Genomic DNA, 14,948 nt, shown 5'->3' on the forward strand with positions numbered 1-14,948 from the left:
AAATTGAGCAAATTTGTTGTCAGATTTAACTCTTTAATTATGCCCCAAAGCCAATAAATATAAGAGTCCCAAGGGGATTTATTATGTAAACAACTGTGTCAATTATAAATTATGGGAACAAGCACTATGAATAAACATCATGTTAATTGAAAAACTTTCATTAAATAAATCTATCTAGACGTCTAAATGGCTGCTATATTAAATCCATCAAAACAAACTTAGCTGGAATGAGGATTATGGCTTTATCACTAAAAGAGAAGATAGTGGACACCAATCAAGGTGTTTATCTTATTGGTACTACCCCGCCTAAAATTGGCACCGATAAAGCGCAATTAAAAACCATTGCAGAAAAGCTATTAGGTCGCTTACACGAAATTGAATACGACGGCGTGATAATTTACGACATTCAAGACGAAAGCAGCCGAACTAATCAAGACCGTCCATTTGCGTTTAAACAAACCGTTGATCCGCGTGAATACAGCCATTTACTTCGTAATTTATCTGCACAAGATGTGATTACTTATAAAAGTGTGGCGCAGCGTGGCGTAGGCGAATTTAAAGATTGGCTAAGTGAAACTAAAAACGACTACGATTTACAAAATGTTGTTTTAGTAGGTAGCCCATCATCGATAGGCGATATAAAGCTAAGCCTGCCAGATGCTTATAAAGCATTGGCTGAGCAATCAGATGATTTCTTTTTAGGTGGCGTTACGATTGCTGAACGCCATTCAAGTAAACGAAATGAGCACGAACGATTAATAGAAAAAACAGCACAAGGTTGTCAGTTTTTTATATCGCAAGCTGTTTACGATGCACAAGCGACTATAGAGCTAATCACTAGCTACGCACGTACATGTAAAGCGCAGGGTATTACACCACAACGTATTATATTAACGTTTACCCCGTGCGGCGGCGAAAAAACCTTAGAATTTATGCAATGGTTGGGTATCTCAGTGCCAGAGGCAACAAAATGGCGCATGCTTGATGCAGACAATACATTAAGCGAATCGGTCCGTATTTGCCGCGAAAACCTCGACTTAATACTTAAAAGCTGTGCGCATTTAGACGTGCCACTGGGCTTAAATATTGAAAGCTTAACAAACCGTAAAGAAGAAATTGACGCATCAATTAACTTATACCGTTTATTAAAAGCTATTATGGAATTAAACCTTGCTGAAAAGCTAATAGCTTAAAGGCTAGGTGAGAGCTAATTAACACCCTTCTTGGCAAGCCTCATGGCTTGCTTTTTTATGTCCGTACTTTGAAAAACAAATTAATAAGTACAAGTAAAAATTTGCAGCTTAAGCTATTCATTGAAGCTATTTTTGGTTATTACTCTCAAGCCTTTTTAAGGCAAACCCCATAGAGGAGCACATAACACCAAAAATAATTCCCTCATCAGATATAAATCTAATGCTAGGAAGCGCTTCAAATAAGCTTATTATTGCTAATGAAAAAATAAAACCTATCGCAGAAAAAACCAGCCAAGTTTTTGTGGCATGAGTCATGACGAACTTCCTTTTATTATTGTGCTTTTTTAGCGAGCCTATACGCTTGTTTATTTTTATACATTGCGTGGTCTGCATCATTTAATAGCGCTTCAAAGGGCTGCTTTTGTTTATTAGTAAAACTATAACCAATACTGAGCGATAAATCGCAAACACCTTCTTTTAGTAAAGCATTTGTATACTCAGTCGAAATTTTATCCATAATGTAGTTAATTTTGCTTTTATCACTTAATTGCATTACTGCAACAAACTCATCACCACCTAAACGCCCTACTATGTCGGCATCTCTTAAATGGTTTTTTAGCGTATCTGCCAATATAATTAAGGCTTTGTCACCCACTTCATGTCCAAAGGTATCGTTTAATTTTTTAAAGTCGTTTATATCAATAAACAAGCAACATACGTCGAAGCCCAAACGCAGTGCTAAATTAAGCTTTTGCTGAGCTAGTAAGTTAAGTGCTCGGCGATTATAAATATCTGTTAATGAGTCTAACATGGCTATTTCGCGCATTTTTTCATAGCTGTAAACAAGCGCTAGGTCGTCTTCAATTAAATCGCGTAGTTGCTCTATGAGCTCAAAGTATTCATCGGTATAGCTAGTTATTTTAGTGTCTTTTAAGCATAGCGTGCCAAATACTTCACCTTCTGGCCAATGAATAGGTAAGCCTAGGTAGGATTCAACACCGTCCTCAACTACTTCTGGGAGGGTGTTCCATGCATCGTTATTGCTTGCATCATTAACATATAAAATATTATTAGTTTCAGCGACGTGCCGACAAAAAAGAGGAGTTTGAGGGGGAAGTATCGGGTTGGTTTCAAAGCTTGAGCCACCTTCGTTATTTCTAATAACAACGCGATAGCCTTTGCTTGTTGCCTGAACTATATAACCAGACGGGGCTGAAAAAAGCCCCGTGATAAGGTCCATTGATTTTTGCCATTTATGCAAAGATATTTGGCCATCAACACCAGAGAATGCCCATTTATCAGTTTCAAACATTAACTTTACCTCGGCTATTTAATAGCTCCAGTGTAGGCAAAAAAGTAAACTAAAAGCTATTATTTACGACGTCTACTTGGCTCTCTTTTACCTGTAATGCGTTTTTTATCGCGATCTTTTCGAGATTTATTCGTATTTTTACGATTATCTTTGGGCTTTTTATTTAAGTCAGGCTCGTAACCTTCTAACCACTGCGGCGTTAAACGCGTATCGAGTAATACTTCAATTTCTTCTAGCAGCCATTGCTCATCAAGACTTACCAATGACATAGCAAGCCCTTGTTCACCAGCACGACCTGTACGGCCAATACGGTGCACGTAATCCTCAGCAATGTACGGCAGTTCAAAATTAATTACGTATCTAAGTGTAGAAATATCTAAACCACGCGCAGCTACATCGGTTGCAACAAGTACGCGTGTAATACCTTCTTTAAAGTTTTGCAATGCACGGTCGCGTGCGCCTTGCGATTTGTCGCCATGGATTGATTCGGTTTTTAAACCATCTTTACACATTTCTTTAGCAAGCTGATCAGCCATTTGTTTTGTGCGAGTAAAAATAAGCACTTGGCGCCAGTTTTTCATGCCAATCATGTGCGATACAAGTTCGCGCTTACGATCCTCATCTACAGCGTAAATAACTTGCTCTACTTCAACCGCGGCTGAGTTACGTTTATCAACTTCAATTAGTTCTGGGTTTTTAAGTAACTTTTTACTGAGTTCAAACACGCTGTCATCAAACGTAGCTGAAAAGAGTAAAGTTTGGCGATCGCCCGGTATATGTCGCAATATACGTCTAATTTCATCAATAAAGCCCATATCAAGCATGCGGTCGGCTTCGTCAAACACTAAAGAGTCTACGCTTGAAAGTACCACACTGCCTTTAACTATATGATCAAGCAAACGCCCTGGTGTGGCCACTATAACTTGTGCTGTTTTAAGTGCTTTTATTTGAGGGCCAATACTTGCACCACCATAGGCTAAAGCACCATTGATGTTAGTGCCTTGTGCGTACTTTTCAAAGCTGGCAAATACTTGCTGAGCAAGCTCTCGTGTTGGCGTTAAAATTACAACGCGGGCAAGGCCTTGCTCATCTTTTTTAGGGGTATTTAAAAGCTTATGTAACAGAGGTAAAACAAAGGCGGCGGTTTTACCCGTACCTGTTTGCGCGCTGCCCATTACATCACTTCCGGCTAAAATAGGCGGAATAGTTTTAATCTGAATTGCGGTTGGTTGAGTGTAATTATTTTGCTCAATCGCTGTTAATAATAACGGGTCGAGATTAAGTGATGAGAACGTAGTGGCAGACATAGGCTTAGCTTTAAAATAACAAAGAGCGCTATTGTACGCATATTACTGTACTGCGTAAATTAACCAGTCCAGAAAAGTATTTAATCGTGATTGCTCTCTTTCGCTTTAGCGCTAAAATAATAAAAAAGGCGCTAAATAACCGTTGTATTTAGCGCCTTTTATAATTTGCTGTAGCTTTAAGCTGGCTTTAGTGTCGCTTTACGTTCGTTGTAAAACGCTATTAAATCGTCAACTGTTGCTTGGCAGTATTCGCGAATACCCGAAACCACCATGTGCTTTTCACCACTACCCACTTTAACGCCGTTTTCTAACAGGTTAAAACGTAGTGTAATTTTTCCGCGCTTACCAGTGTACTCAAAGCTTGGCTCTGCAAATTCAAGTACTGGCGCTGTTATATCAAGGTTATCAAGATTAATAAGCATTGATTCGTAAATTACCATCGGACGAGCAGGGTTTATCATTACCTCTTGCTTGCCCATTAATGGGATAATTACATGCGGAAAGGTAGTACCAGAAAACTCAACATAATTTTTTATTAGACTATTAGTTAGTGCTGGGCATTGGCTGGTTTTACCGCTGCGCTTTACCTTTAAAATTACTTTTTCGCCATTGGTAACATCAAACTCATCTGCTCCCTCAGGGAAATGTAGTTTGGTGTTTTCATCAACCATACCGGCAAAAGTAAATTCCATTTGTTCACTAATACCGTAGCGGTCTAGTACCAATGAAAAAAGTAAGTCTCCTGGCGCGCAAAACTTTTTGGCATCTTTGTCATGAAGTGGATTGTAATCATCAGCAACGCATTTAGCGAAGCGACACCCCTGCTCACGAGAGATAGAAACATAATCAGCATGCTGCTGAAAAAAAGGACTTAACATAGTTTGTTCACTGCTTAAACTGCTTATAACCTATCTATATTACCAGAAAAAAAATATTGAGAGGTCGAATCTGTTAGATTAATGGCTAAATAAAACAGAGTAATAAAAAACAATGACCTTTTATTTATTAGCACTATCAATTATATGTGTTTTTCCGTACTGCAAAATATCAATAATGCGGCAACCCCTTTGGCACTACTTAATGGCTTTAAGTGTAGTAAGTGGGTATTTTCAAGGTTATATAAATTTGTATGCTCTGCTCAGCACTGGGCTTTACGTTGTTTTATACTACTGTGTGCTAAATGCAAAGCGGGCAATAATACGCGCTATTTTAGGTACTGTTTTTATAATTTCCTCACTGGTATTAGCACTTCATTGGGTGCCTGGTTTTAATAACCTCTCTATTGTTATAGATGAGCGTATTACAAGCGATGCGATTGCTTTTACCCTTTATGCTAATTTTGATAAAGCTATGGCTGGGTTATTCCTTTGTGCTTACTTTTATTCGAGTAAAAAAGCTTTAAAAGCAGACTCTAATAAAGCAGGCCCATTAAACGTTAAACAACCTATTTTTATAATTATTGCTACTGTTTTAGCTTCGCTCACTGCGGCTTTAACACTTGGACTTGTAAGCTTTAACCCAAAAGTGCCCAACTTTTGGTTAGCCTTTATTGCTATTAATCTTTTATTTACCTGTGTAACTGAGGAAGCTTTGTTTAGAGGTTTATTACAAACCAAACTTAGCCAAATAATCACATCTCCTCGCCTAGCGCTACTTGCTCCAATAATGACAGCAGCAGTGTTTGCTTTGGCGCATTTTGCTGGAGGATTTAACTATGTATTGGTTTCATTTATTGCAGGCTTAGGATATAGCTATATTTTTTATAAAACGCAGCGCTTAGCGTGGGCTATTTTATGCCATTGGTTAGTTAATGTTTGCCACTTCTTTTTGTTTACTTACCCTATGCTCAGTAAAATCTAAATACATTTACAAATGCTAACAATTTACCTGTTGGCAAACATTGCCAGCATTTGATTTTGTTAGTAATTTATTACTTTATTTAAATAATAAATTAAAGGACTAATAGATATGCTACGTTTTATAATGGCAATAACAGTGCTGGCCACAATAACGGGTTGTTCAGGCATGACTTATCATACAGATATAGACAACGGTGTTTTATCTCAAGAAATTGGCACCTACGTTAATAAAAGAGATTTACAGCAATTTTATAGCGACCAAGAAGCACACGAAAGTGGCGCAACACTTTTAGGCCGAATAGAAGGTGAAAGCTGTGATGGCGACGGTATGGGCAGCAATAATGTAAGTTACAATCGCTCTAAATCAAACGCGATTGATTTACTTAAAGCTGATGCTATGCGCAGAGGCGGAAATGCTTTTACTATTAATTCTTGTAGTGAAACGTCTGTATCGTATTGCGACCTATCTGTTTTATGCACCGGACAGGCCTACGACTATTAATAAGTAAAAGTGCAAATTATATATTAAGCGCAAAGCTCAGTAGCACACGCTTTCCAGACTCGATTTTAGATACGCTGTGTTCGTACTTATCGGGTCTGAACAAATACACGCGATTAAATAAATTTATAATGCATTTTGAGCATTTAAATACCCCACCCGCTTTAGGTTTCTCTAATACAAAATTGAGCTTGTAATAGCGCCCTTGCTGCACAGGGTCAATATGGTTCATTACGCTATGATTGGTTGGGTAAGTAACAAGGTTTATCGAAAATGTATTACTGCTAAAAATAGCTTTGTTTTTAACGGTTGCAATCATACTGCCTCCTATGAGTTTATATGCCGCATTGTAGCATTTAGTAAATTATGAATGCTTAGGCTAAACAATATCAAAATACGATGTCATATAGCTAAACAGCCTGAAACAAAAAAGCCGAACTTATTTTACTAAGCTCGGCTTTTAAAAGTACATTGTTTAGCAATTATGCACTTGGGTATTCGCGGTACGCACGCTCTATATTTTTAGCCTGCTTTTTAGAAATACCTAAATGAGCAAGCGCTACACGTAAACGAGCACGTGATAAGTCAGAGCCTAATATTTCCATTGCATCAAGCACTGACGTACTTGATGTTTTGCCTGTAATTGCGACAAAAATTGGCTCTAAAAAGTCTTTAATTTTAAGCTCGTGGAATGTAGCCACTTCTTTTGCAATTGCAAAAATAGCGGGCTTATCAAAGCTACGTAAGCCTTCTAGCTGCCATACAAAAAATTGTAGTGCTTGGCGTATTACGTTTTCGTCTGCTTTACCAGCTGTTAATAGCGCAGGGTCGTAAGTTGGAATACCACCTACAAAGTGCCCTGCCAGCTCAACCATATCCGAAAGGGTATTAATACGCGTTTTAGCCTCAGGTAATACTTTAGCTAACATTTCACCGTTAAACTTCCAATCAACAAAGCGCTGAATTAACTGCTCGTCGGTTAGATTTTCGCGGATCCACATGCCGTTTAACCAGCTTAATTTATCCACGTCGAATACTGGGCCACCAAGCGATACGCGCTTCATGTCAAAGTTTTCAATCATTTCATTAAGTGTGAACTTTTCACGCTCATCTGGCATTGACCAACCCATACGACCTAAGTAGTTAAGCACGGCTTCTGGCAGGTAACCCATTTCTTTATAGTAGTTAATAGACGTTGGGTTTTTACGCTTAGACAGCTTTGATTTATCTGGGTTACGTAGTAATGGTAAATGACCAAGTACTGGCGCTTCCCAACCAAAATCTTCGTAAAGTTTTAATAACTTAGGTGCTGAGTTAATCCACTCTTCGCCACGGAAAATATGACTAATTTGCATATGGTGGTCATCAACTACGTTCGCTAAAAAGTACGTTGGGAAACCATCCGCTTTTAAAAGCACTTGCATGTCTACGTTTTCCCACGGGATCTCAATTTCATCTCGTAGGTAGTCGTTAAACTTAAATGTGCCTTCGCTTGGGATTTTCATACGTATAACGTAAGGTTTGCCTGCCGCTAAGTTTGCTTTAATTTCTTCATCTGTATGGTTTAAACCACGACCGTCGTATTTAGGGCGCAAGCCTTCTGCCATTTGCTCTTCACGCATTTGATCAAGCTCTTCGCTTGTTGCAAAGCAGTAAAACGCTTTACCATCGTCAACTAACTGATGCGCGTATTTTTTATATAAATCGCTACGCTCAGATTGACGGTAAGGACCAAATTCGCCACCCACATCAGGACCATGATCCCACTCAAGCCCTAACCAGCGTAAGCTATCCATAATCGCAAGTTCAGACTCTGGCGTGCTACGTACTTGGTCTGTATCTTCTATACGAAGTACAAATTCACCGCCTTGTTGTTTAGCAAAACAGTAGTTAAATAAGGCGATATAAGCGGTGCCAAGATGCGGGTCACCAGTTGGCGACGGGGCAACACGGGTGCGAATTGTCATGGTAAATTCTCTTTAAATAAGTGAGATAATAAAAGTGGTTTATGCAGCTACTTTGTTTAAGTAAGCAATAATATCGTTTGATTCATACAGCCATTGTACTTGGCCATTTTTCTCTATACGCAGACAAGGCACTTTAACTTTGCCGCCTTGCTCAAGAAGCTCTTGACGATATTGCTCATTATTTTTTGCATCACGCGTTTCTATGTTTAAGCCTTCGCGCTTAATAGCGCGGCGTACTTTTACACAAAACGGGCATGCTTTAAATTGGTACAGTTTAAATTGTGAGGTTTGCTGATCAAGCTGTGCTTGCTCGTCGCTTGCACGCTTTTTACTGCGAGGAGTAAATACAAAATTAAAGAATAAGATTATACAACCTAAAAACCAACGAACTAATTTCATGTTCTGTGCTCTGCTTACAACAATTTAAGGAGCCAGATTTTAGCACAAATTTACAATCAAAAAAGCTCAATACTGTTATCTATCTTTGGTTCGTTATTAACTTCTAATTCACTGTAGGAGGTAACTCTATTACGACCAGTATTTTTAGAGTAGTAAAGCGCTAAATCAGCCTGGTTTACAATACTCGATACAGTATCAATACTCACTAACTCTAAAAAACCAATGCTAATGGTTAATTGGCCAATTTGTGGAAAAGGGTATTGGGCAACATTAAGGCGTAACCGGTTAAGTGCAACATGTGCATCACCCTCTGTTTCTGCTTGAAATAACATAGCAAATTCTTCACCACCATACCTAAATACATAGTCTTCAATTCTAAAATTATTTTTTAGTAGCCGTGCAACAAGTAAAATAACCTCATCGCCAATTACATGCCCGTAGTTATCATTAATATTTTTAAAGTTGTCGATATCGGCAATAGCTAAATACCAACGTCGCTTTTTATTGTTATCATTTCTTGGTAACAAAAAACCGTTACCCGATACAATCTCAATTACTTTTTTATCAAATGTTTGCCTATTTAAAAGCTCTGTAAGTGGATCTAACCGCGACTTATATAATAGCCCAAGCTGATTAGCATAAATATTTAAAATATGTACAGCTAACATAGTTATTCGTTCTGGTAATTCTTGCTCGGTTTCTATTAATAAAGTGCCGACTACTTTTCCAAAATGATAAATAGGCACGTAACTTGTTGTGCTACTAAAGGCATAGCTCACCCTAATTTTATTTTGAGTGACCTTTTGTAATAACAATGATGCTTCATCTGGGCTTAATTGCTCTAAATTACTGTTTGAATTAATAAGAGTAGGGGGTATGGGGACTGAAAAATTTTTATTGACGTAAATGGCAAAATTATCAACTTCGAGCAAGTCGCTAATTATTTGTATTAATGCGCTATCTAAATCACTTTCTTCCTCTTGCTGGGTAAGCTTAATAATCCATTCGTGCCCACACTTATTTGCCTTCATTACACTGCCTAAACTAATTAAACTTTTATTAGTCTAGACAATACTCATGAATTTACTAAGTTATGAGGTAATACTTATTAACTAATCCTTTAGAATAGGTATTAAAGTAATACTAAGTCGTCGCGATGCAATACTTCTGCACCACTATCGTATTCAAGTAACTCACCTATTTGATTTGAGTGTGCGCCTTTGATTTTATTTACCTCGGTACTGCTAAAACGCGTTAAGCCACGTGCAATTACTTGATTTTTAGTATCTATTAAATCAATTAAATCGCCTCTTTCAAAACGTCCAAATGCATTAGTAACGCCTTTAGCAAGTAAGCTTGCACCTTTATTTTGAAGGGCACTAATAGCACCTGCATCTATAACAATTTGGCCGGTACTTTTAGGCCCAGCTAGTAGCCATTTTTTACGGCCATCTTTTGGGGCGGTGAGTTTTAAAAAGCGTGTACCAGGTAACTCGTCACTCATACATTTTAAAATAACGTTTTTACCAGCGCCTTTAGCAATAATGACTTCAACGCCTGCACGCCTTGCAATGTCGGCTGCTTGTAATTTGGTTGCCATGCCGCCAGTACCTAAGTTTGTACCACTGCCACCAGCAAGTTGGCGCAGCTCATCGTTTATATGTGTTACTTCACCAATGAGGGTGGCATCGGCATTGGTGCGAGGATCGCTGGTAAATAACCCTTCTTGATCGGTAAGTAGCAATAATTTATTAGCATTGGCCAAAATAGCAACAAGTGCCGATAAATTATCGTTGTCGCCTACTTTTATTTCACTGGTAGCGACTGCGTCATTTTCGTTAATGATGGGCACAACATCGTAATTTAATAACGCATTGAGTGTATCGCGGGCATTAAGGTAGCGCTCTCTGTCGTCTACATCAGCGCGGGTAAGCAGCATTTGCCCTACATTTACCCCATATAAAGCAAACAAGCTCTGCCAAATATGAATAAGTTGACCTTGTCCAATTGCAGCAAGCATTTGTTTATCAATTAAGCTTCTGCCACAGGGTTTTAATAGTTGTTCGCGCCCAGCAGCTACCGCGCCGCTCGACACTAAAATAACCTGATGCCCCTGCTTTTTAAGCTCGCAGCATTGGCGTACTAATTCAACCATATGTGCTTTGTCTAGCTTATCGGTGCCGCCAGTTAGTACGCTTGTACCAAGCTTTACAACTATTACCTGTTCCCTTTGCATGTGCTTTTTACTATTGATTAATTAAAGATGAATTAATTTATACCAGCTCGGTATTTTTGAACAAGTTAAAAATTTTCATGCTAGGATCTGATTTTATTAAATTAAGTAAATTACTCTCTATGCCTGCCAGTTTATGTTTAATTATTGCCACCTTTTTATGGGGCAGCTCTTTTATTGCGCTCAAATACGCCATTGCTATTTACGACCCTGCATTGGTGATATTTTTACGCATGCTCACCACGTTAGTTTTGTCGCTTTGTTTATGGCGCTACGTTATTCGGTTTGAGTACTTAAAAGGTGACTGGAAGTATTTAGTGGGTATGTCGCTTGCTGAGCCTTGCTTATACTTTTTATTTGAAGGCCATGCAATGGAATACACATCAGCCTCGCAGGCTGGTGTTATTGTCTCTTGCTTGCCTATTATTATTGCGTTGCTTGCCTTTGTATTACTTAAAGAGCATATAAGCAAAGCCATTGTTGTCGGTTTTACGCTGTGTATAGGCGGCAGTATTTTACTTACGCTTCTTTCACCAAGTACCGACCAAGCACCTAATCCGTTACTAGGTAACTTTTTAGAGCTTATGGCGATGGTGTGCGCTGCATTTTATACCGTAAGTATTAAACATTTAGCTAATCGCTACTCGCCCCTGACTTTAATTGCTTTGCAAGGTATTAGCGGCAGCTTGTTTTTTGCGCCGTTTTTATTTTTTATCGACCTACCAAGCGAAAACCAGCACGACTTAACTGCGCTCATGAGCATTTTGTATTTAGGTTCGTGTGTAACCCTTGGCGGCTACGGCATGTACAACTATGCAATTAGCAAGGTATCGGTATTAACCGCTGCTGCGTACTCTAATTTAATTCCTATTTTTACACTTATTTTGTCAGCTATTATTTTGGGCGAAGTGCTCAACGTTTGGCAATGGCTGAGCATATTTGTGGTATTTATTGGCGTAATGGTAAGCCAGCGCCATCAAGAACTCGTGGTTGATATACCGCTTAGCGAATCAGGCGAAGACATTTGCGCAGATACAAGCAACCTTAAATCAGTACCCGAGGCAAGTGAATCAAAAGGGTAACAGGTAAGCAAATACAGCCCAGGTGTTTGTAAAAATGAGTTTTGGGATTGATGAATAACCTCAATCCCCGTTACCTTATAATTTTGAATCACCCCACTTTGCAGTTGCAAAGTAAACGCCTCTCCCACTTTGGCGTGTTGTAAAAATGCAAAGTGGGTGTCGTTATGCCCTGCTATTAGCGCGCCTTTTTCGTTTCCAAACTCTTTTCCGCCCAGCTCCCCTGCGGGTAAAAATTGGCTAGGCGCAAACGCTAAATTGCGACCACTCGCTCCAGCTAATACACTTAATGTTTTATTATGGCTTGGCCAATCAAGCTTTGCAGTCACGTAGCTGTCGGCGTAATACCACGGTTTTACTTTAATGCCGGGTGATTTAAGCGCCTCTTGCCATGCTTGCTCAATTAATACTTGAGCAAGCCACGCTTTTGCCTGCATATAAGCGCCGTGACCAAATAATCCAAGCCCAGCTATTAGTAAACCCGCGCTTAGCCACTTTTTCATTTACGTGCCCTGCTTAACTTAAATGATCGGTTTATTTTAAGGGCGCTAAATCCCAATAATAAAATACAGCCTAGTAATATATGTAATCTGCTTTGCCCATCGGTTTGCGGTAAACGCATTGCCATACCTTGTGGTACTGCATTAGTAGCTTGCGCCGTTTGCTCTGCCACTTCTTTTATTTGAGTTTGTTCAATCGCTATAAAAGCAGTAAACGGGCTAAGTAATTGATGAGTAAGCGCAAGCTCCTGTACTTCATCTTTAACTGTATTTTGCTCGTTGTATAAAAGTAATGACTTGATTTTTTGGCGCGCCCACAGTTTTGCTATACCTTGAGCGCTTGAGCTATTTTGTGTACTTAATTTAATACTTAAAGGACCTTGTGCTGTTTGCCCAGCAAGTACCACATTTTTAGCATTATTAAGTTTTATGGCGACCATGATAGGTTCACCAAAATATAAATCAGGTAGTGGTGACGGCCAAAAATCTAAGCTGTTACCGCTTTCATCGCTTAGCCCCAAATTAGTAATAGCCGGATGTGCAAGCTTATCAAACAACTGCTGCATTTTAGGTTGCACCTCGCTTGTGCTGCCTATAAACGTAAATGAGCCTTTACCTATATCTGCCGCTCGGCGCATAAAAAAGCTATTCGGTGCGCTGCCAATACCCACTGTAAATAAGCGGCTATCGCCTAATTTACTTTGAATATTTTTAAATAATGCATCTTCATTACTTACGCTGCCATCAGTTAAAAATACAACTTGGCGCACAAAACCATCAAACTCGCTACCATCAAGTACGGCATTAAGCGCACCTTGTATTTCAGTGCCACCGTCGGCCTCTAGGCTATAAATAAATCGCTCTGCACGGCGTAAATTAAAGTCACTGGCTATAAGTGGTTTATCGCTCATTGGAGTTACTATGTTGTCAAAACCAATAATGTTAAAGCTGTCGTCGCTATCAAGTAATGAAAGTGCATAAAACAACGCTTTTTTAGCTTGCTCCATAGATTGCCCATGCATAGAGCCTGACGTATCAACTACAAATACCATTTCACGAGGTAAGCGCTGTGTTTGTGTGAAATGATCCCCTGGTGGCATTAGCATAGCAAGCCCGTATCGGTCACCATTTTCAAACTGCTGAGTAAAAAATGCGGCTTGAGCTTGCTCTTTTTGCAGCGGTTTAAACTCAAGTACAAAGTCGCGATTAACTGCATTTGTCTCATTTAACGCTATTTTATATTGTCCAAACGCGGTGTTTTGCACCTCAACATTGTGAAATTTAGAACTGATATCCACCAGCTCTAAGCCTACGTCTATATCTATGTTTAAGCTAAATTGGCTGCTTGGTACGTTATCATTTTGATTACTGCTTTTAATACTGTAAACAGGGCTTAACCATCCCGTTGGGAGTGAGTTAACGTGCGTTTGGTTCTGAGTACTCACCTCAACTTCACCACTAATCGCGTGATAACGCGGTGTAATGGTAGTAGGAAATCTAATAGCAAATGTGCCGCTGCTGTAATCAATTATTTCTTGATACTCAAGCTCAATAATTACTTGCTCACCAGGGCCAATATTTGCCACATTCGTAATAAACATATTGGCGCGTTGCTGGCGTACAAGGGCCGCTTGCTTACCTGCTTTTTTAGCCTCCTCGTATTTTTTTTCGGCCTCTACCTTTTTATCAATTTGGCCTTTAATGACTCGCTCACCTATACGCATAGTCATGGCATGTACGGCGCTTTCATCAGGCAATGGAAAAACGTAGCGCGCATTAACCGCAAACGGGTTTTCGTTTTGATAGGTTTGCGTGACTACAACATGATTAATCAGGCCAGTTAAGGTCATATTGGCGTCGCTTTTTAATATTATTGCTGGGCCTGCTGGCGCACCATTGCTATCAAAAAGCTCTAACTTGGGTGATTGCGCATGGCTTTTGAAGCTCGCTAACAGCACAATCACTATGAATATAAAAATGCTTACTTTAGTAAGCATTTTGGTCGGTTTACTCAACATAAAATCACTCCATCGAACGCTTTGTTTTACTTAGATTCAGTTAGATTTAGTTACTCGCCGTTTGGCCATTTACTGAGTTCATTGAGCGAGTGGTAAGCGTTACGCGTCTATCAAAAAAGTTATCTTCCACCGTGTTACTGTTAGCCAATGTTTGCTGCTCGCCAAATGCCTGCGTGCTTAAACGTTTATGGCTCACACCGTGCTTTATTAAATAGCTTTGCACGGCATTTACACGCGCTTTAGAAAGTAAAAGGTTGGCTTGCTCATCGCCGCGCTGATCGGCAAAGCCACTTAAATCAAGTGCGAGTTGTGGTTGGTTGTTTAACAAGGTAACGAGTTGGTCTAACTGCAGTGCAAAATGCGGGGCAATAACACTTGAACCTGTTTTAAATTGCACCGTCATCGCCAATAAGTTATTAATTTGAACTTGAGTTAACTGCTCATTTTGATTGGCAAGCACTTCTAGCTGTTGCTCTAACATATTGTTGTGGTTAAGCACGAGTTGGTAATCGCTGGTTTTTTCTTTCATAACCGTAATTGCACGCTCTTGCTCTGCAATTTTGTTATCAGCTACTTTTGAAT

Annotated in this window: 16 protein-coding genes; 4 read left to right on the forward strand and 12 right to left on the reverse strand. The window is 39.3% G+C overall.

The window, feature by feature from the left end; genetic code table 11:
• Positions 1-236: 236 nt before the first annotated feature.
• Positions 237-1,193, forward strand: a complete 957-nt coding sequence (locus H5088_RS17215) for a methylenetetrahydrofolate reductase (RefSeq protein ID WP_024597318.1) — start codon at positions 237-239, stop codon at positions 1,191-1,193.
• 126 nt (positions 1,194-1,319) lie between these two features.
• Here H5088_RS17215 and H5088_RS17220 read toward each other — a convergent pair whose 3' ends face one another.
• The 4 genes from H5088_RS17220 to H5088_RS17235 form a co-directional block, all read right to left on the reverse strand.
• Positions 1,320-1,508, reverse strand: a complete 189-nt coding sequence (locus tag H5088_RS17220) for a hypothetical protein (RefSeq protein ID WP_039484956.1) — start codon at positions 1,506-1,508, stop codon at positions 1,320-1,322.
• Between the two features lie 16 nt (positions 1,509-1,524).
• Positions 1,525-2,505, reverse strand: a complete 981-nt coding sequence (locus H5088_RS17225) for a sensor domain-containing diguanylate cyclase (RefSeq protein WP_182753911.1) — start codon at positions 2,503-2,505, stop codon at positions 1,525-1,527.
• A gap of 59 nt (positions 2,506-2,564) precedes the next feature.
• Complete coding sequence (locus H5088_RS17230; protein WP_039484965.1) at positions 2,565-3,812, reverse strand: DEAD/DEAH box helicase; 1,248 nt, start codon at positions 3,810-3,812, stop codon at positions 2,565-2,567.
• Between the two features lie 176 nt (positions 3,813-3,988).
• Complete coding sequence (locus H5088_RS17235; RefSeq protein ID WP_182716070.1) at positions 3,989-4,690, reverse strand: DUF3581 domain-containing protein; 702 nt, start codon at positions 4,688-4,690, stop codon at positions 3,989-3,991.
• Between the two features lie 112 nt (positions 4,691-4,802).
• Here H5088_RS17235 and H5088_RS17240 point away from each other — a divergent pair, with 112 nt between their 5' ends.
• Positions 4,803-5,672 (forward strand): CPBP family intramembrane glutamic endopeptidase, encoded by an 870-nt coding sequence (locus tag H5088_RS17240; RefSeq protein WP_182753913.1) that lies wholly within the window; start codon positions 4,803-4,805, stop codon positions 5,670-5,672.
• Between the two features lie 108 nt (positions 5,673-5,780).
• Positions 5,781-6,173 (forward strand): hypothetical protein, encoded by a 393-nt coding sequence (locus H5088_RS17245; RefSeq protein ID WP_039484976.1) that lies wholly within the window; start codon positions 5,781-5,783, stop codon positions 6,171-6,173.
• 16 nt (positions 6,174-6,189) lie between these two features.
• Here H5088_RS17245 and H5088_RS17250 read toward each other — a convergent pair whose 3' ends face one another.
• From H5088_RS17250 to proB, 5 genes are all read right to left on the reverse strand, one after another.
• The gene (locus H5088_RS17250; RefSeq protein WP_021032137.1) at positions 6,190-6,489 is read right to left on the reverse strand and encodes a hypothetical protein; all 300 of its coding nucleotides are present in this window, start codon (positions 6,487-6,489) and stop codon (positions 6,190-6,192) included.
• Positions 6,490-6,652: 163 nt separating this feature from the next.
• Positions 6,653-8,137 carry a glutamate--tRNA ligase gene (gltX, locus tag H5088_RS17255; protein ID WP_002961608.1) on the reverse strand — a complete coding sequence of 495 codons (1,485 nt, stop codon included), beginning with the start codon at positions 8,135-8,137 and terminating at the stop codon, positions 6,653-6,655.
• Positions 8,138-8,176: 39 nt separating this feature from the next.
• A complete protein-coding gene (locus tag H5088_RS17260; protein WP_002961611.1) occupies positions 8,177-8,536 on the reverse strand; it encodes a glutaredoxin domain-containing protein in 360 nt (119 codons plus the stop codon).
• Positions 8,537-8,592: 56 nt separating this feature from the next.
• Positions 8,593-9,567: a GGDEF domain-containing protein gene (locus tag H5088_RS17265; protein WP_182753915.1), complete on the reverse strand. Its 975-nt coding sequence runs from the start codon at positions 9,565-9,567 to the stop codon at positions 8,593-8,595.
• Positions 9,568-9,668: 101 nt separating this feature from the next.
• Positions 9,669-10,772 carry a glutamate 5-kinase gene (gene proB, locus H5088_RS17270; RefSeq protein ID WP_024597326.1) on the reverse strand — a complete coding sequence of 368 codons (1,104 nt, stop codon included), beginning with the start codon at positions 10,770-10,772 and terminating at the stop codon, positions 9,669-9,671.
• Between the two features lie 119 nt (positions 10,773-10,891).
• Here proB and H5088_RS17275 point away from each other — a divergent pair, with 119 nt between their 5' ends.
• Positions 10,892-11,851, forward strand: coding sequence for a DMT family transporter (locus H5088_RS17275; RefSeq protein WP_024597327.1), 960 nt, complete (start codon positions 10,892-10,894; stop codon positions 11,849-11,851).
• On the opposite strand, the gene H5088_RS17280 is transcribed toward H5088_RS17275, so the two are convergent.
• The 3 genes from H5088_RS17280 to pdsO form a co-directional block, all read right to left on the reverse strand.
• Positions 11,746-12,351, reverse strand: a complete 606-nt coding sequence (locus H5088_RS17280) for a class GN sortase (protein WP_182692556.1) — start codon at positions 12,349-12,351, stop codon at positions 11,746-11,748. The genes H5088_RS17275 and H5088_RS17280 overlap by 106 nt on opposite strands.
• Positions 12,348-14,366 (reverse strand): marine proteobacterial sortase target protein, encoded by a 2,019-nt coding sequence (locus H5088_RS17285; RefSeq protein WP_182753917.1) that lies wholly within the window; start codon positions 14,364-14,366, stop codon positions 12,348-12,350. The genes H5088_RS17280 and H5088_RS17285 overlap by 4 nt, the downstream gene beginning before the upstream one ends.
• Before the next feature lie 46 nt (positions 14,367-14,412).
• Positions 14,413-14,948 (reverse strand): sortase-associated OmpA-like protein PdsO (gene pdsO, locus H5088_RS17290; RefSeq protein ID WP_182753919.1); only part of this gene is annotated, 536 nt, incomplete at its 5' end.

This window comes from Pseudoalteromonas sp. SR43-3, from assembly GCF_014163875.1.
GTDB lineage: Bacteria > Pseudomonadota > Gammaproteobacteria > Enterobacterales > Alteromonadaceae > Pseudoalteromonas > Pseudoalteromonas distincta.